This is a genomic window from Streptomyces sp. NPDC012835, assembly GCF_042900885.1.
In the GTDB taxonomy this organism is placed as follows: domain Bacteria; phylum Actinomycetota; class Actinomycetes; order Streptomycetales; family Streptomycetaceae; genus Streptomyces.
The window spans coordinates 339,339-355,415 of the sequence record NZ_JBIBBW010000005.1; the positions used below are offsets into that span (position 1 = coordinate 339,339).

The window sequence follows — 16,077 nt, forward strand, 5'->3', positions numbered from 1 at the left end:
ATGGACGTCAGCCGTGACCGGCGTCACTTCTTGTCGACGACCGCCTGCATGACGGCCTTCGCGATGGGGGCGGCGAGGCCGCCACCGGAGATGTCGTCACGGTTGGCGCTCGAGTCCTCCACGACGACCGCGACGGCCACCGGGGAGCCCTGGTCCGTCTTGGCGTACGAGATGAACCAGGCGTACGGGTTCTTGCTGTTGTTCTCGCCGTGCTGGGCCGTGCCGGTCTTGCCGCCGACCGTCACGCCGGGGATCTGGGCGTTGGCGCCGGTGCCCTTCTCGACGACCGTCTCCATGATGCTCTGGAGCATCTGCGCGTGCTCCTGGGTGAGCGGCCGGCTCTGCTCCTCGGGCTCCGTCTTCTCCAGCACGTCCACGCCGGGCGTCTCCAGCCGGTCGATCATGTACGGCTTCATCAGCTTGCCGTCGTTGGCGACCGCGGCGGCGAGCATGGCCATCTGGAGCGGGGTGGCGCGGGTGTCGAACTGGCCGATGGAGGAGAGCGCGGTCTGCGACTCGTTGATGTCCTCGGGGAAGATCGAGGCGTCGGCGCGGACCGGGATGAACTGCTCCTCGTTGAAGCCGAACTTCTTCGCGGTCTCCAGCATCTTGTCCTTGCCGACGTCGACGCCGAGCTTGCCGAAGACGGAGTTGCAGGACATCCGCAGCGCCTCGCGCAGCGAGACGTCCTTGCAGGGGATGTTGTTCTCGTTCGGCAGCGGGGTGGTGGTGCCCGGCATGATCCAGGGGAGCGGCGAGTCGGTCTTCGCGTCGACGTCCTTGATCACGCCGTGCTCCAGCCCGGCGGCGGCGGTCAGCACCTTGAAGGTCGAGCCGGGCGGGTAGGTCTCGCGCAGGGCCCGGTTGAGCATCGGGTTGTCGGGGTCGTTCTTGGGCTGGAGGGCGTTGTACGCCTTGCTGTCCTTGTTGCTGCGGCCCGCGAAGGTGCTGGGGTCGTAGCTCGGCGTGGAGGCCAGCGCGAGGATCTTCCCGGTCTGCGGGTCGATGGCCGCGACGGCGCCCTTCTTGTCGCCGAGGCCCTTGTAGGCGGCCTTCTGGGCGGCGCCGCTGAGTGTGGTGACGACGTTGCCGCCCTTCTTCTCGTCGCCGGTGAACATGCTCAGGGTCTGGTCGAAGAACAGCCGGTCGTCGTTGCCGGTGAGGATGCCGTCCTCAAGGTTCTCGATCTGGTTCGCGCCGAAGACCTGCGAGGCGTACCCGGTGACGGGGGCCCACATGGGGCCGTCGACATAGGTGCGCTTGTACTCGAAGAGGGTGTCGTCCGTCTTGATCGAGCCGGTGATGGGTTTGCCGTCGACGATGATGTTGCCGCGCTCGCTCTTGTAGCGCTCGATGTCGACGCGCTTGTTGTACTTGCTCCCGTTCAGCTCCTCCGCCTTGACGTACTGGAGCCAGTTGACCCGTACGAGCAGGGCGAGGATGAGGAGTCCGCAGAAAATCGCGATACGGCGCAGCGGCTTGTTCACGGTCGGACCACCTGGGTCATCTCGGCGTCGGGGGAAGGGGCGGGGGCCGGAGCGGGTCGGCGCGCGGTGTCGCTGATCCGGATGAGAATGCCGATCAGGGCCCAGTTGGCGAGGACGGACGAACCGCCGTACGCGACGAACGGCATGGTCATACCGGTCAGAGGGATGAGGCCCATGACGCCGCCGGCGACCACGAAGACCTGGATGGCGAAGGCGCCGGAGAGACCGATGGCGAGAAGCTTGCCGAAGGGGTCGCGGGCGGCGAGCGCGGTGCGCACACCGCGCTCGACGATCAGCGCGTAGAGCATCAGGAAGGCCATCGTGCCGGCCAGCCCGAACTCCTCACCGACGGTGGTGAGGATGAAGTCGGCGTTGGCGGCGTACGTGATCAGGTCGGAGTTGCCCTGGCCGAGCCCGGTGCCGAGAGTGCCTCCGGAGCCGAAGGACATCAGCGCCTGGCCGATCTGGTTGCAGGCGTCGCTCTGCTCGTAACAGGAGAAGGGGTCCAGCCAGGCGGTGACACGGGCCTGCACGTGCGGCTCGAAGGTGGCGACGCCGACGGCTCCGCCGACCGACATCAGCAGGCCGAAGACGATCCAGCTGGTCCGCTCGGTGGCCACGTACAGCATGACCACGAAGAGGCCGAAGAAGAGCAGCGAGGTGCCGAGGTCCGTTTCGAAGACCAGGATGAGGATCGACAGACCCCAGATGGCCAGGATCGGTCCGAGGTCGCGGCCCCGGGGCAGATACAGGCCCATGAAACGGCGGCTGGCGAGAGCGAGCGCGTCCCGTTTCACCATCAGATAGCCGGAGAAGAAGACCGCGATGACGATCTTCGCGAACTCACCGGGCTGGATGGTGAACCCGGCGATGTTGACCCAGATCCTCGCGCCGTTCACCGGGCTGAAGAACATCGGCAGGATCAGCAGGAACAGACCGACGGCCATGGAGATGTACGTGTAGCGCTGGAGGATGCGGTGATCCTTCAGCAGTACGAGTACGGCCGCGAAAAGAGCGATGCCGAGCGCCGAGTACATCAGCTGCTTGGGCGCGTCGGCCTGGTAACCGCCGAAGATCTCGCCACGCTCGATGAGCCGCGGTGACTGGTCCAGCCGCCAGATCAGCACCAGTCCGAGCCCGTTGAGCAGGGTCGCCAGCGGCAGCAGCAGCGGATCGGAGTACGGGGCGAACTTGCGCACCACGAGATGCGCTACGCCGGCGAGCAGGGCGAGGCCCAGCCCGTAACCGCCCATGCCCGCAGGCACTTTGCCGTCGAGCGCCAGCCCCACGTTCAGGTAAGCGAACACCGGAATCAGGACGGCGAACGCGAGCAGGGCCAGCTCGGTGTTGCGGCGGCTCGGTGCTTCGATCGCGCCGATGGTGGTCGTGTTGGTGACAACGCTCATGGTGGTGAAAGGCCCCCTACGGCCGGCTACTGCTGCTTACCGCAGTTCGAGACCACTTTCTGTTCCTCCTCCGAGAGGCTGGGGCCAGGAGTGGGGGTCGCGGTTTTCGGCTTGGTGTCGGTGGTCACGGTCGAGGTGCTCGTACCGGTGGTGCCGCCGGCTTCTCCCTGGCCGGTGACCGCTTCGGCGCTCTGCTCGGTCTCGCGGCGCTTGTCGTCCTTCTCGCAGGCCGACGCCTGGGTGGCGAGTTCCTGGATCTTGACTCGGCCGTCGGCGAGATTGCCTTCGGCGATGGTGGCCTCGACCTGCTTGCGCTGATAGGGCGGGAGGTACTTGAGTTTGATGGCGGGGTGGTCCTTCTCGATCTTCGAGAGGGAGATCCAGGCCAGATCCTGGCTGATGCCCCGGTAGAGAGCGACGTGTTCGCCGTTGGCGCCGATGTAGTACTGGTTCTGGGTCCAGCGGTAGCCGCCGTAGAAGCCGCCGCCGATGACGGCCAGCGCGAGCACGGTGTAGAGCGACCCCTTGAGCCAGCGGCGCCGGGGGCGGGGTTTGACGAATTCCTCGTCGTCGTCGTAATTCCCGTACGACCCGCTCTGCGACGCGGAGTCGTAGCCGTCGTCGCCGCTGCCGGGCGGGCCGAAGCCGCCGGCGGGCTGCTGCGGTACGGCGCGGCCGAGGCCGGCCGCGCGGCCGGCCGGGGTCTGCATCGCGGCGGCGTTCTCGGCGGAGCTGAGCGGGAGCTGGTTCTCCGCGACGGCGCCGACGACGACCGGGGTGTCGTTGAGCTGTCCGGCCAGGGTGTCGTTGGACTCGACGTCCAGGACATCGGCGACGATGCAGGTGATGTTGTCGGGGCCACCGCCGCGCAGCGCGAGCTGGATGAGGGCCTGGATGGTCTCCTGGGGGCCCTGGTAGCTGGCGAGCGCCTCTTCCATCGTCTGGTGGGAGACGACGCCCGAGAGGCCGTCGGAGCAGATCAAGTAGCGGTCGCCGGCGCGGACTTCGCGGATGGAGAGGTCAGGTTCGACATGGTCGCCACTGCCCAGCGCGCGCATCAGCAGGGAGCGCTGCGGGTGGGTCGTGGCCTCTTCCTCGGTGATCCGGCCCTCGTCCACCAGCCGCTGCACCCAGGTGTGGTCCTGGGTGATCTGGGTCAGCACACCGTCGCGCAGCAGATATGCGCGGGAGTCGCCGACATGGACGAGGCCGAGACGCCGCCCGGTCCAGAGCAGGGCGGTGAGCGTGGTGCCCATGCCCTCCAGCTGGGGGTCCTCCTCGACCATGACCCGCAGTTGGTCGTTGGCGCGCTGCACCGCCGTACCGAGCGAGGTGAGGATGTCGGAGCCCGGTACGTCGTCGTCGAGCTGCACGAGAGTGGAGATCACCTCGGAGGAGGCGACCTCGCCCGCGGCCTGGCCGCCCATGCCGTCCGCGATGGCCAGCAGCCGGGGGCCGGCGTAACCGGAATCCTCGTTCCCCTCCCGGATCATGCCCTTGTGCGATCCGGCGGCGAAACGCAGGGACAGACTCATGCGCACCTCACCCGTCGGTTCGCCCGCTGAATGCGGTGCCAGCCGGTCTCGAGCCACACTGCCCACCCTCCGGTCGGGAGCCTGCCGCGGTCCGCTGTCGGGACCGCGGCGACTCGCTCGCTCCGCTCGCTCATTGTCGTACTACTTCCGCAGCTCGATGACGGTCTTGCCGATGCGGATCGGAGCGCCCAGTGCGATCGGCTGCGGGGTCGTGAGCCGGGTCCGGTCGAGATAGGTGCCGTTGGTGGACCCGAGGTCCTCGACGATCCACTGGCCGTCACGGTCCGGGTAGATCCTGGCATGGCGGCTGGACGCGTAGTCGTCGTCCAGCACGATCGTCGAATCGTGCGCGCGGCCCAGCGTGATGGTCTGCCCCTGGAGCGCCACCGTGGTGCCGGTGAGCGATCCCTCGGAGACGACCAGCTTTGTGGGTGCTCCCCGGCGCTGCCTGCCCCCCTGCTGCTGGCGCTGCTGAGGCGGCGCCGGTGTCTGGCGTGGCTGCTGCGGCCGGGCGTCGGCGTTGCGACGCGAGCCGCGCTGCGTGACGCGTGTTCCGAACAGATCGCTGCGGATGACCTGTACGGCCACGATCACGAACAGCCACAGAACGGCCAGAAAACCTAGCCGCATGACCGTCAGGGTCAGCTCTGACATTGCCCCCGCTTCACCCTTCGGCTTGCCTGAAAACGATGGTGGTGTTGCCCACGACGATCCGCGAGCCGTCGCGGAGCGTAGCGCGGGTGGTGTGCTGTCCGTCTACCACGATGCCGTTGGTGGACCCGAGATCCTGGATCGTGGAGGGCACTCCGGCCCGGATCTCGCAGTGGCGGCGCGACACCCCCGGATCGTCGATCCGTACGTCGGCGTCGGTGCTGCGGCCCAGGACCAGGGTCGCCCGGGAGATCTGGTGGCGGGTGCCGTTGATCTCGATCCAGCGGCGCACCTGGCCCTGCGGCATCGCTCCGGGACCGGGCGCTGACGGCCGGCCGTGGGCGGGCGCGGAGGACGGCGGCGGGGGCACGGCGGCGGGCGGGTAGCCGTAACCGCCGGGGGCGCCGTGCGGCGGCGCGGAGGGCGGCGGAGGTGCGGCGTGGCCGCGCTCGGGCGACGGCGCCGCGTTCGGCTGGGACGAACTCGACGCCAGGGTGCGGCTGCGTACCCGGTACAGCCCGGTGTCGAGGTCCTCGGCCTTCTCCAGGTGGACCTTGATCGGGCCCATGAAGGTGTAGCGCTGCTGCTTCGCGTAGTCGCGGACCAGCCCGGACAGTTCGTCGCCGAGCTGCCCGGAGTAGGGGCTGAGGCGCTCGAAGTCGGGCGTGCTCAGCTCCACGATGAAGTCATTGGGCACGACGGTCCGCTCGCGGTTCCAGATCGTCGCGTTGTTGTCGCACTCCCGTTGGAGGGCACCCGCGATCTCGACCGGCTGGACTTCGGACTTGAACACCTTCGCGAAGGTGCCATTGACCAAACCTTCGAGACGCTGCTCGAAACGCTTCATGACTCCCATGGGGCACCTCCTCCGTCGTTGCCGTCCTGGTACTGCTTACTGATCGTATCCACGCGTCGGGAAATCGGCTGGTTCCCCTTGTCTGGCCCGTCGATGAGTGTCACCTCTCACACGGGATCGTAGAGGCGGCCCGCCGCCAGTGTCCCGCACCCCGGGGGTACTCAGGAGGAGTGGGGGCGGCGGGTGTCCGTTCCCCGCCCCCGGCTCCCGTCGCGAAACAAACGGATGTGAAGGCACCCCCCGGCGCGTGCTAATCTTCTCGATGTCGCCAGGAGCACACACCAGCAGGTGGGAGCCACCGGAGGACACACCCAATGCGCGGGTGGCGGAATAGGCAGACGCGCTGGATTCAGGTTCCAGTGCCCGAAAGGGCGTGGGGGTTCAACTCCCCCCTCGCGCACAGAGAGACACCGTGAGAACGGGTCTCCGCCAGAGACGAAAGTCTTGGCGGGGGCCCGTTTTCTGGTTTTCCGGGGTCTGGGCGGGACGTGGGGCGGCGTTCCGGGCGGGGGCCTGTCGCCGGGGAGATCCGGCGGCGGCCCGGGGGAGGACCCGACGAGGACCCGACGAGGACCCGACGAGGGCGCGGGAGCGGAATATCCGGTCGGCGTGGCGAGGCCCCAGCCGGTGACGCATGTCACCGGCTGGGGCCTCGTCGTCGTACGCCGTCGTACGTCGCTGTACGCGGGTGGTCCGTGCCGGTCCGGGGCCGCGTGCGGTTCGGTACGGGTCCGGTCGGTCCTGGTACGGGTGTTGGGCGGTTCAGACGGCGAGGCGGGCGGCCAGGGTCTTGGCCCTCTGGGTGGCTTCCTCGCGCGCCTTGGCGCGGGAGGCGTCGGCGAGGGGGACGAGGTCCGCCATCTCCGGCTTGGAGCGTGCGAGGGTCAGCTCGGGGACGATGAATTCGACGTCGGTGGCGCCGAACATGCCCTTCAGGACCTTCTCCAGGTAGTTCTGGACGAATTCGAAGTCCTCGCGGGGGGTTCCGGGGGCGTACGAGCCGCCGCGGCTGGCGACGACCGTGAACGGCGTGCCCGCGAGCGGGTTGGTGTCGCCCGCGTTGTGGCCGACGAGGATCGCGTGGTCGAGCCATGCCTTGAGCGTGGACGGGATCGAGAAGTTGTACATCGGGGCGCCGATCAGCACGGCGTCCGCCTCGGCCAGTTCGGCGGCCAGCTCCGCGCGCAGCTCGTTCTCGTGGCCGGCCATGGCGGCGGCGAGGTCCAGGTGGGGCAGCGGGGACGCGGCGAGGTCGCGGTAGATGACCTTGCCCTCGGGGTGCTGCTCCAGCCAGGACTCGACGAAGACGGCGCTGATCTCCCGGGAGGCGGAGCCTTCGGGGAAGAGGGCGGAGTCGAGGTGCAGAAGCGTGGCCATGGGATCTCCATCGGGGCGTGTGGTGAAGGGTGGTGAAGGGGGACTGCGAGGCGTGCGGACTTTCCGTTCGCACCTATGAATAACATAGTCACTTACTTTTTTTCATCCCTGCTCGGAAAGTCAGTACTCTGTGCGTATGGCGCACCCCGGAGAGAGCGAGTGCACGAGAGTCGATGTGGGCATCACGCGGGTCTTCGGGTTGCTCGGCAAGCGATGGACGGGGCCGATCATCTCGGTGCTCATGGCGCAGCCGGTCTACTTCGCGGATCTGCGGCGGGCGATCCCGGGGATCAGTGAGCGCATGCTCTCGGACCGGCTGGCCGAGCTGGTCGCGGCCGACCTGGTCGTGCGTGAGGTCGACGAGGGGCCGCCGCTGCGGGTCTCGTACCGGCTGACGGAGGCCGGCGCGGCGATGGAGCCCGCGCTGACGGAGCTGTCGCTGTGGGCCGAGAAGCATATGAACGGGCTGCCGGGCGGCGGCTGTTAGAGCCCCGCCGGGGAGCACGGCACGGGGCCGGGTGCGGGCGCCCGTAGGCTGGACGGGTGATGCACGACGCCTCCGGGGAGCCGACGATCCGTAACGACGACGAGCAGGACGTACGACGAGACGTGCCGGAGACGACGGACTCGGCGGATGTGACGAACGTGACGAACACAGCCGGGTCCGCGGGTACGCCGGGCGGCGTGGACGGGGACGCGGGAGCCGCTGGGTCCGCGGGTACGCCGGGCGGCGTGGACGGGGACGCGGGAGCCGCCGGGGAGGCGCCGGAGGCGTCGGCGCGGCCGGAGGCGCGGCTGGAGAAGGCCGTGCGCGTCGCCGAGCAGGCGCTGATCGAGTTCGAGATCGCGCTGGAGACGTTCCGGATCGAGGTCGAGAACTTCTCCCGGCTGCACCACCAGCGGCTCGGTCCCATGTACGCCCGGCTGGACGAGCTGGACGCGATGATCGCCGAGGCGCGCGCGGCCCGCAGCGGTGACCCCGAGGACCTGCGCAGGGCGCGGGAGGCGCGGGCGCTGGTGCAGCCGATGCCGGGGGTGGACGAGCTGTTCCACGACTGGCTCGACTCGGACGGCCTGTCGCCGGAGGCCGCGGCGATGCTGACCGATCAGCCCGTACGGCCGCCGAAGCGGGTACGGCCGAGCGACGAGGCGCGCAAGCTCTACCGCGAGCTGGTGCGCAAGGCGCACCCGGATCTGGCGCGGGACGAGGGTGAGCGGGCGCGGCGCGAGGAGTTCATCACACGGGTCAACGCCGCCTATGGCCGCGGCGACGAGCCGCTCCTGCGCGAACTCGTCGAGGAGTGGGCGGCGGGCCCCCGGCCGAGCGCGCGGCGGCTGAGCGAGGCCGAGGAGCTGTACGCCCGGCTGGAGTGGCTGTCGCACCGCAAGGAGACGCTGACGGTGGTCGCCAAGGAGCTGGAGGAGAGCGCGATCGGCGCGATGCTCAGGATGGCGCCCGAGGACCCGGACCGGCTGCTGGAGGAGATCGCCGAGCAACTTCTCGCGGAGGTCTCCGAGCGCGAACGGGAACTCGGGACGTGGGTGGAGTAGGTTTTTCGGAGCCCCCGGACCAGCGCGCTCCGCGTCCCGCCCGTCGGGCTGTCGCACCCCGTCGCACCTGACGCACCCGTACGAGAGAAGGCCACCTCCATGAATTTCGCCCCGCTGCCCTCGGTCGACGCCGCGGCGGTTCCGGCCGACGGTCTGGTGCTGGACGTCCGGGAGAACGACGAGTGGGCGGCCGGACATGTCGAAGGCGCGCTGCACGTCCCGATGAGCGACTTCGTGGCCCGCTTCGGCGAGGTGACCGAAGCGGTGGCCGAGGGGCGCAGGGCGTATGTGATGTGCCGGGTGGGCGGGCGCTCGGCACAGGTCACCCAGTATCTGGTCGGGCAGGGCGTGGACGCGGTGAACGTGGACGGCGGCATGCTCGCCTGGGACGGCGCGGGGCGCCCCATGGTGACGGAGACCGGCAGCCCCGCGTTCGTCCTCTGAGACCGGCCCGCAGCGCCTCTGAGACCGGCCCGCAGCGCCTCTGAGGGCGGTCCGTAGGGCTTCCCGGGGGCTTCGGAAGGGCCCGGGCGGGCGTTCTGTCCCGGCGCGGGCGCGGGCGGGCGTTCCGTGTCAGCGGTCGAAGTCCAACTCCACTTCCTCGGTGGCCGGATGGGACTGGCAGGCCAGGACGTAGCCCGCTTCGGTCTCGTCCGGTTCGAGGGCGAAATTGCGGTCCATCCTGACCTCGCCGGAGACCAGGAACGCCCGGCAGGTCCCGCACACCCCGCCCTTGCAGGCGTACGGCGCGTCCGCGCGGGCGCGCAGCACGGTCTCCAGCAGCGATTCCCCCTCCCGGACCGGCCAGCTGCCGGAGCGGCCGTCGAGCGTCGCGCTGAGGGTGGCGGAAAGGGCCGTGCCGACCGGAGCCGGGGCCGCTCGCGTCTCCGTGGTCGGGGCGTCGGTCAGGGCCTCGTCCACATGGAAGATCTCCTGATGGATACGGTCGCGCCGGACCCCGAGGCCGCGCAGCGCGCGCTCGGCGCCGGCCACCAGCCCCAGCGGGCCGCAGAGGAACCAGCCGTCGATGTCGGCCACCGGGAGCAGGGCGGGCAGCAGCCGGGTCAGCCTCTCCCGGTCCAGCCGCCCCGACCCCAGCCCGGCCTGCCGCTCCTCCCGCGAGACCGCGGTGACCAGCTGGAAGCGGTCGGGAAAGCGGTCCTTGAGATCGGCGACCTCCTCCAGGAACATCGTCGAGGCCACGGTGCGGTCGCTGCGGACCAGGCAGAACCGGGCGGCGGGTTCCCGCGCCAGCAGGGTGGCGGCGATCGACAGCACCGGTGTGATCCCGCTGCCGCCCACGACCGCGGCGAAGTGCCCGGGGCGCGGCTCCAGCACGAAGCGGCCCGCCGGCTCCATCACCTCGACCGTGTGGCCGACGGCGAGTTCCTTCAGGGCGTAGGTGGAGAACTCGCCGCCCTCGACCAGCCGGATGCCCACGCGCAGCGCCGGCTCGGGCCCGGCGGGCGCGCAGATCGAGTACGTGCGCCGTATCTCCCCCCGTGTCCCCGGCTCCCCGGGCGGGGCGGCGCGGCGCACGGCGATGTGCTGGCCGGGGGTGTGCCGGAACGTCTCGCGCAGCTCGGGCGGCACGTCGAAGGTGACGGCCACCGCGTCGTCGGTGAGCCGGTCGACCTCGCTGACCCGGAGCGGATGGAACATCTACAACTCCTTGAAGTGGTCGAACGGTTCGCGGCAGGCCGTACACCGGCGCAGCGCCTTGCAGGCCGTGGAGGAGAACCTGCTCAGCAGCTCGGTGTCGGTCGAGCCGCAGTGCGGGCAGCGGATGGCGAGCGACAGCGGTACGGGCTCGGCCGGGCCGTGCGGGCGGGGCGGGGCTATGCCGGACTCGGCGAGCTTGCGGCGGCCCTCCGCGCTGATGTCGTCCGTCGACCAGGCGGGAGACAGGACCTTCTCGACCGAGATCCGTGCCATCCCCCGGTCGTGCAGCACCCGCTCGATGTCCGAGGACATCGCCTCCACCGCGGGGCAGCCGGTGTAGGTGGGGGTCAGCTCGACATGGACAGCGGCCTGGGCCGTGCCGGGGGCGGACACCCGCACGGCCCGCAGGACGCCCAGCTCGGCCAGGGTCACCACCGGCAGCTCGGGGTCGGGGACGGCGCCCGCGAGGAGGAACAGCTCGGCCTCCAGGGCGGTGGGACCGGCGGCGGCCGCCGGGGAGCCCGGCGCGCTCACCATGACGCCCCCGGGTGGCTGCGGTGCAGATGCTGCATCTCGGCGATCATCGGCCCGAACGGCTCGGTGTGCAGCCCCTGCCGGCCCGCGCCCGCCGTCCAGGCGCCGGTGCGCGGCCCTTCCGGGACGCCGAGCGTCGCCCGCTCCAGCACCCCGGTGACGGAGGCGAGCCAGCCTCTCTCCAGGGCCGCCCAGTCGATGTCCAGACCTTCCACGGGCTGGAACATCTCGCCGGTGAACCGCCAGAGCGCCTCGCACGCCCGGCTCATCCTCCGGTGGCTCTCGGGTGTGCCGTCGCCGAGTCGCAGGGTCCAGTGCTCGGCGTGGTCCTGGTGGTACGCGACTTCCTTGACGGCCTTGGCCGCGAGGTCGCCGAACACGCTGTCCCCGCCCACCAGCTCCCGGTACAGAGCCAGTTGGTAGGTGGAGAAGTACAGCTGGCGCGCGATGGTGTGCGCGAAGTCCCCGTTCGGCTGCTCGACGAGCTGCAGATTGCGGAAGTGCCGTTCGTCGCGCAGATAGGCCAGCTCGTCCTCGTCCCCGACGAGGGAGAGCAGGATCCGTGCCTGGCCCAGCAGGTCGAGCGCGATATTGGCGAGGGCGACCTCCTCCTCCAGCGCGGGGGCGTGTCCGGCCCACTCCCCCAGCCGGTGCGAGAGGATCAGCGCGTCGTCGCCGAGGGCCAGGGCCGCGGCGGCGGCCCGTACGTCCAAAGCGTCATGCGACGGTGCGGCGTTCACAGGTGGCGCACCCCTTCCGGGATCTCGTAGAAGGTCGGGTGGCGGTAGGGCTTGTCGGCGGCCGGTGCGAAGAACGGGTCCTTCTCGTCGGGGGAGGACGCGGTGATCGAGGCGGACGGCACCACCCAGATCGAGACGCCCTCGTTGCGCCGGGTGTAGAGATCGCGGGCATTGCGGAGCGCCATCTCCGCGTCCGGGGCGTGCAGACTGCCGGCGTGGGTGTGCGAGAGCCCCCGGCGGGACCGCACGAACACCTCCCACAGCGGCCAGTCGGTCGAGCTGCTCATGCCGTCGCCTCCATCCGCGCGGTCTCGTCGTGGGTGCCCGGGTCCGGCGTGCCCGGGTCCGGTGTGCTCGGGGGGCGCTCGGTCCCGGCGTGACCGGTTCCCGTCGCCGGCGCGGCGCGGTGCTTCGCCGCGTGGGCGGTCGCGGCGTCCCGCACCCAGGCACCCTCTTCGTGGGCCCGGCGGCGCTGGGTGATCCGCTGTTCGTTGCACGGCCCGTTGCCCTTGAGGACCTCGCGGAACTCGGTCCAGTCGATGGCGCCGAAGTCGTGGCGCCCGCGCTCCTCGTTCCAGCGCAGGTCGGGGTCGGGGAGCGTCAGACCGAGGGCTTCGGCCTGCGGGACGCAGATGTCGACGAAGCGCTGCCGCAGCTCGTCGTTCGAATGCCGCTTGATCTTCCAGGTCATGGACTGCGCGGAGTGCGCCGACTCGTCGTCCGGCGGGCCGAACATCATCAGTGACGGCCACCACCAGCGGTCCACCGCGTCCTGCGCCATGTCGTGCTGGGCGGGCGTCCCCCGGCTCAGGGCGAGCAGCAGCTCGTACCCCTGGCGCTGGTGGAAGGACTCCTCCTTGCACACGCGCACCATGGCGCGGGCGTACGGGCCGTACGAGCAGCGGCACAGCGGCACCTGGTTGGTGATCGCGGCGCCGTCCACCAGCCAGCCGATCGCGCCGACATCGGCCCAGGTCAGCGTCGGGTAATTGAAGATCGACGAGTATTTCTGGCGGCCGGAGTGGAGCTTGTCGAGCAGCTCGTCGCGGCCGGCGCCCAGGGTCTCGGCCGCGCTGTAGAGATAGAGGCCGTGGCCGGCCTCGTCCTGCACCTTGGCCATCAGGATCGCCTTGCGGCGCAGCGACGGCGCGCGGGTGATCCAGTTCGCCTCCGGCTGCATGCCGATGATCTCGGAGTGGGCGTGCTGGGCCATCTGGCGGACCAGCGTGGCGCGGTAGGCGTCCGGCATCCAGTCGCGCGGCTCGATCCGCTCGTCGGCCGCCACCGCCGCGTCGAACGCCGCCAGCGCTCCGTCCGTCGTCGTCTCCATCGCGGCCTCCGCAGCCGTCCCCTCGGTCACTGCCGTCATCCGGGCCCCCTACCGACCGATCGTTCGGTTCATGGACTTCAATGGTGGGTCGGGGGCCCGTAGGGTGTCAACCTCTGTGGATAAGTGGCCGGAGACGACGGGGATCGGGGCGGGATGGATTCGAACGACGATGAGGCTGCGCAGGCCGGGCCACCACGGTCCGGCCCGGGCATAGCGGGCCTCTCGCTCCCGTACCAGGTCGTCGCGGCGGTGGCGCTCGCCGTCGTCGGACTGCTCGCCTGCGTGCACGTGGGCATGGTCTTCCTCCACGTCGCGCCGTCCAACACGGTCACCAAGAACCAGGGCAAGACCGTCGACGCGTGGATCTATCCCGAGTTCGAACAGAACTGGAAACTCTTCGCGCCCAACCCGCTCCAGCAGAACATCGCCGTCCAGGTGCGCGCCGAGGTCGAATCGGCCGGCGGCGCGACGGCCACCACCGGCTGGATCGACCTCTCGGCCGAGGACGGCAGGGCGATCGAGGGCAACCCGCTGCCCAGCCATGTCGACCAGAACGAGCTGCGGCGCGGCTGGGACTTCCTCGTCGGGGCGCACGACAGCAAGAACCGTCCCAACGGACTGCGCGGCCGGCTCTCCGAGACCTATGTCCGGCGCATCGTGATGCTGCGCCTGGAAGACCATGACCTCGGCGGCCCCGTGAAGCGCATCCAGCTCAGGTCGTCCACCGCCGCCGTCGAGTCGCCGCGCTGGAGCCAGGAGAAGATCGACACGCGCCCCTCCTACCGCCTCTTTCCCTGGTGGACGGTGGGTGCCGAGGATCTTCCGGCAGGCGTGAGCAACGGCCGTACGGAGGCGGGCGAGTGAGCGAGCGGACGAGCGGGCAGCGGGACGGGCAGCCGGACGAGTCGCCGCACGTGCCGCGTGGTGGGCGGCCGGACGAGTCGCCGCACGTGCCGCGTGGTGGGCGGCCGGACGGGCGGCCCGGTGGGCAGGGTGACGAGCGGCCCGGCGGGCGGTCGGTCGGGAAGCCGGGCCGGGCGCCGGGCAGGCGGTCCGCCTTCGAGCAGCGGGCCGCCCACGCCCTCCAGCGCGTCACGACCACTGCCTTCGGCCGCTACCAGAGCGCCGTCGTCCGGATCGGTTTCGCCGGGACGTGGCTGCTTTTCCTGCTGCGCGAGCTGCCCCACCGCCGGGAGCTGTACGGCCCGGACTCCCCGTGGGGCTGGGACCTCGCCCAGCAGCTGATCGCGAAGAACGGCGCCTTCACCGCGCTCATGTGGTCGGACTCCACGGTCTGGTTCGAGATCGTGTACGTCGTCGCCGTGCTCTCCAGCGCGCTGCTGCTGCTCGGCTGGCGGACCCGCACCATGTCCGTGTTCTTCATGTTCGGGGTGCTGTCGCTCCAGAACCGCTCGATCTTCATGGGCGACGGCGGCGACAACGTCATTCATCTGATGGCGATCTATCTGGTGCTCACCCGCTGTGGGCGGGTCTGGTCGCTGGACGCCCGCCGGGCGGCGCGCGGCGGCGCCACCGCCGGCCTGCCCGACCGGGTCGGACCCGTCCTGTGGGTGCTGTCCGGTGCGTTCCTGCTCGTCGGCACGGTGTCGGGCGACGCCCTTCCGGCGCTGTGGCTGGTGTTCCTGTTCTGGGGCATGTGGATCGCGCAGGGGCTGTGGTGGGCGGCCGACCGGTACGCGCCGGACGGCGAGGCGCGCGCGCTGCTCGATGTCGTCGCCAACCTGGTCCACAACGCGGGGCTCGTCGTCATCATGGCGGAGGTCTGCCTCGTGTACGCCACCGCGGGCTGGTACAAGATCCAGGGTTCGCGCTGGCAGGACGGCACCGCCCTGTACTACCCGCTCCATCTCGACTACTTCTCGCCGTGGCCGTTCCTCTCCGACCTCCTCGCGTCCAACGCCCTCATCGTGCTGGTGCTGACCTACGGCACGGTCATCGTGCAGGTCGCCTTCCCGTTCACCCTCTTCAACCGGCGCGTCAAGAACGTGCTGCTGGTCGCGATGATCCTGGAGCACGCGGGTATCGCGGTCCTGCTCGGGCTGCCGTTCTTCTCGCTCGCGATGATCGCGGCCGACGCGGTGTTCCTGCCGACGAACTTCCTGCGGTGGCTGGGCGCCGCCGTCTCCCGGCTGCGCGACCGCCTCTTCCCCGGCCTGCGCCCGGCCGGCCCGGCTCAGACCCCGCCCGCGCAGCGGAGCGACAGCCCTGACCAGCCACGTACTCTCGTGGAGTGAGCAGCGAGACACCGGCCGAGGCGCTGGAACCGGTCCAGTACGACGACGGCTTCGGCCCGCAGATCGGCGTCGGGCCCCACAGCGAACCCTGGCCGAAGGACGAGCGGTACGACCTGGAGCTGCTGGCGGCCGGCGACCGGCGCAATGTCGCCGATCAGTACCGCTACTGGACGCGTGAGGCGATCGTCGCCGACCTCGACACCCGGCGCCACGACTTCCATGTGGCGGTGGAGAACTGGGGTCACGACTTCAACATCGGCTCGGTGGTCCGCACCGCCAACGCCTTCCTGGCCAAGGAGATCCACATCGTGGGCCGCCGGCGCTGGAACCGCCGCGGCGCCATGGTCACCGACCGGTACCAGCACGTGCGCCACCACCCGGACACCGAGCGGCTGACGGCGTGGGCGGCGGCGGAGGGGCTGCCGATCATCGGGATCGACAACCTGCCGGGGGCCGTACCGCTGGAGCGCACCGAACTGCCGCGCCGCTGTGTGCTGCTGTTCGGGCAGGAGGGGCCGGGGCTGACGGAGGAGGCGCGCGCGCACGCCGCGATGGTGTGCTCGATCGCCCAGTTCGGCTCGACCCGCTCGATCAACGCGGGAGCGGCGGCGGCCATCGCCATGCACGCCTGGGTCCAGCGGTACGCGGAGATCCCGGAGCCGCCCGCCCGCTGACCGGCGGCTCCGGGGCCGG

At 70.4% G+C, this 16,077-nt stretch carries 17 protein-coding genes and 1 tRNA gene; 7 read left to right on the forward strand and 11 right to left on the reverse strand.

Features of this window, described 5'->3' with window-relative positions; all coding sequences use genetic code 11:
* Positions 1-23: 23 nt before the first annotated feature.
* The 5 genes from ACFY6S_RS22995 to ACFY6S_RS23015 all read right to left on the reverse strand — a co-directional run bounded on the left by ACFY6S_RS22995 (position 24) and on the right by ACFY6S_RS23015 (position 5,935).
* Positions 24-1,487 carry a peptidoglycan D,D-transpeptidase FtsI family protein gene (locus tag ACFY6S_RS22995; RefSeq protein ID WP_388824542.1) on the reverse strand — a complete coding sequence of 488 codons (1,464 nt, stop codon included), beginning with the start codon at positions 1,485-1,487 and terminating at the stop codon, positions 24-26.
* A complete protein-coding gene (locus ACFY6S_RS23000) occupies positions 1,484-2,893 on the reverse strand; it encodes an FtsW/RodA/SpoVE family cell cycle protein (protein WP_388824545.1) in 1,410 nt (469 codons plus the stop codon). The genes ACFY6S_RS22995 and ACFY6S_RS23000 overlap by 4 nt, the downstream gene beginning before the upstream one ends.
* Positions 2,894-2,919: 26 nt before the next feature.
* Positions 2,920-4,428 carry a PP2C family protein-serine/threonine phosphatase gene (locus ACFY6S_RS23005; RefSeq protein WP_388824548.1) on the reverse strand — a complete coding sequence of 503 codons (1,509 nt, stop codon included), beginning with the start codon at positions 4,426-4,428 and terminating at the stop codon, positions 2,920-2,922.
* 141 nt (positions 4,429-4,569) lie between these two features.
* Positions 4,570-5,082 carry an FHA domain-containing protein gene (locus tag ACFY6S_RS23010; RefSeq protein ID WP_114625303.1) on the reverse strand — a complete coding sequence of 171 codons (513 nt, stop codon included), beginning with the start codon at positions 5,080-5,082 and terminating at the stop codon, positions 4,570-4,572.
* Positions 5,083-5,092: 10 nt separating this feature from the next.
* Positions 5,093-5,935, reverse strand: coding sequence for an FhaA domain-containing protein (locus ACFY6S_RS23015; RefSeq protein ID WP_388824552.1), 843 nt, complete (start codon positions 5,933-5,935; stop codon positions 5,093-5,095).
* Positions 5,936-6,251: 316 nt separating this feature from the next.
* Here ACFY6S_RS23015 and ACFY6S_RS23020 point away from each other — a divergent pair.
* Positions 6,252-6,335, forward strand: a tRNA-Leu gene (locus tag ACFY6S_RS23020).
* Between the two features lie 362 nt (positions 6,336-6,697).
* Here ACFY6S_RS23020 and ACFY6S_RS23025 read toward each other — a convergent pair.
* Positions 6,698-7,312 carry an FMN-dependent NADH-azoreductase gene (locus tag ACFY6S_RS23025; protein WP_388824555.1) on the reverse strand — a complete coding sequence of 205 codons (615 nt, stop codon included), beginning with the start codon at positions 7,310-7,312 and terminating at the stop codon, positions 6,698-6,700.
* A gap of 136 nt (positions 7,313-7,448) precedes the next feature.
* On the opposite strand from ACFY6S_RS23025, the gene ACFY6S_RS23030 reads away from it, so the two are divergent.
* The 3 genes from ACFY6S_RS23030 (at position 7,449) to ACFY6S_RS23040 (ending at position 9,307) form a co-directional block, all read left to right on the forward strand.
* Positions 7,449-7,799, forward strand: coding sequence for a winged helix-turn-helix transcriptional regulator (locus tag ACFY6S_RS23030; RefSeq protein WP_388824558.1), 351 nt, complete (start codon positions 7,449-7,451; stop codon positions 7,797-7,799).
* Between the two features lie 56 nt (positions 7,800-7,855).
* Positions 7,856-8,863, forward strand: coding sequence for a hypothetical protein (locus ACFY6S_RS23035; RefSeq protein ID WP_388824561.1), 1,008 nt, complete (start codon positions 7,856-7,858; stop codon positions 8,861-8,863).
* Between the two features lie 99 nt (positions 8,864-8,962).
* Positions 8,963-9,307, forward strand: a complete 345-nt coding sequence (locus ACFY6S_RS23040) for a rhodanese-like domain-containing protein (RefSeq protein ID WP_388824564.1) — start codon at positions 8,963-8,965, stop codon at positions 9,305-9,307.
* 129 nt (positions 9,308-9,436) lie between these two features.
* Here ACFY6S_RS23040 and ACFY6S_RS23045 read toward each other — a convergent pair whose 3' ends face one another.
* Genes ACFY6S_RS23045 through paaA form a run of 5 tightly spaced genes read right to left on the reverse strand, consistent with a single transcriptional unit; the run spans position 9,437 to position 13,168 of the window.
* Positions 9,437-10,525, reverse strand: a complete 1,089-nt coding sequence (locus ACFY6S_RS23045) for a 2Fe-2S iron-sulfur cluster-binding protein (protein ID WP_388824567.1) — start codon at positions 10,523-10,525, stop codon at positions 9,437-9,439.
* Complete coding sequence (gene paaD, locus ACFY6S_RS23050) at positions 10,526-11,062, reverse strand: 1,2-phenylacetyl-CoA epoxidase subunit PaaD (RefSeq protein WP_388824570.1); 537 nt, start codon at positions 11,060-11,062, stop codon at positions 10,526-10,528.
* Positions 11,056-11,799: a 1,2-phenylacetyl-CoA epoxidase subunit PaaC gene (paaC, locus tag ACFY6S_RS23055; RefSeq protein ID WP_388824573.1), complete on the reverse strand. Its 744-nt coding sequence runs from the start codon at positions 11,797-11,799 to the stop codon at positions 11,056-11,058. The genes paaD and paaC overlap by 7 nt, the downstream gene beginning before the upstream one ends.
* Positions 11,796-12,086, reverse strand: a complete 291-nt coding sequence (gene paaB, locus ACFY6S_RS23060) for a 1,2-phenylacetyl-CoA epoxidase subunit PaaB (RefSeq protein WP_388824576.1) — start codon at positions 12,084-12,086, stop codon at positions 11,796-11,798. The genes paaC and paaB overlap by 4 nt, the downstream gene beginning before the upstream one ends.
* Positions 12,083-13,168 carry a 1,2-phenylacetyl-CoA epoxidase subunit PaaA gene (paaA, locus tag ACFY6S_RS23065; RefSeq protein WP_388824579.1) on the reverse strand — a complete coding sequence of 362 codons (1,086 nt, stop codon included), beginning with the start codon at positions 13,166-13,168 and terminating at the stop codon, positions 12,083-12,085. The genes paaB and paaA overlap by 4 nt, the downstream gene beginning before the upstream one ends.
* Before the next feature lie 114 nt (positions 13,169-13,282).
* Between paaA and ACFY6S_RS23070 the strand changes: the two genes are divergently transcribed.
* The 3 genes from ACFY6S_RS23070 (at position 13,283) to ACFY6S_RS23080 (ending at position 16,058) form a co-directional block, all read left to right on the forward strand.
* Entirely contained in the window at positions 13,283-13,993 is a 711-nt protein-coding gene (locus tag ACFY6S_RS23070) for a DUF5819 family protein (protein ID WP_388824582.1), read from the forward strand.
* 86 nt (positions 13,994-14,079) lie between these two features.
* The gene (locus tag ACFY6S_RS23075; protein ID WP_388824874.1) at positions 14,080-15,384 is read left to right on the forward strand and encodes an HTTM domain-containing protein; all 1,305 of its coding nucleotides are present in this window, start codon (positions 14,080-14,082) and stop codon (positions 15,382-15,384) included.
* Positions 15,381-16,058: a TrmH family RNA methyltransferase gene (locus tag ACFY6S_RS23080; RefSeq protein ID WP_388824585.1), complete on the forward strand. Its 678-nt coding sequence runs from the start codon at positions 15,381-15,383 to the stop codon at positions 16,056-16,058. Before ACFY6S_RS23075 ends, ACFY6S_RS23080 begins: the two co-directional genes overlap by 4 nt.
* The last annotated feature ends 19 nt before the right edge of the window (positions 16,059-16,077 follow it).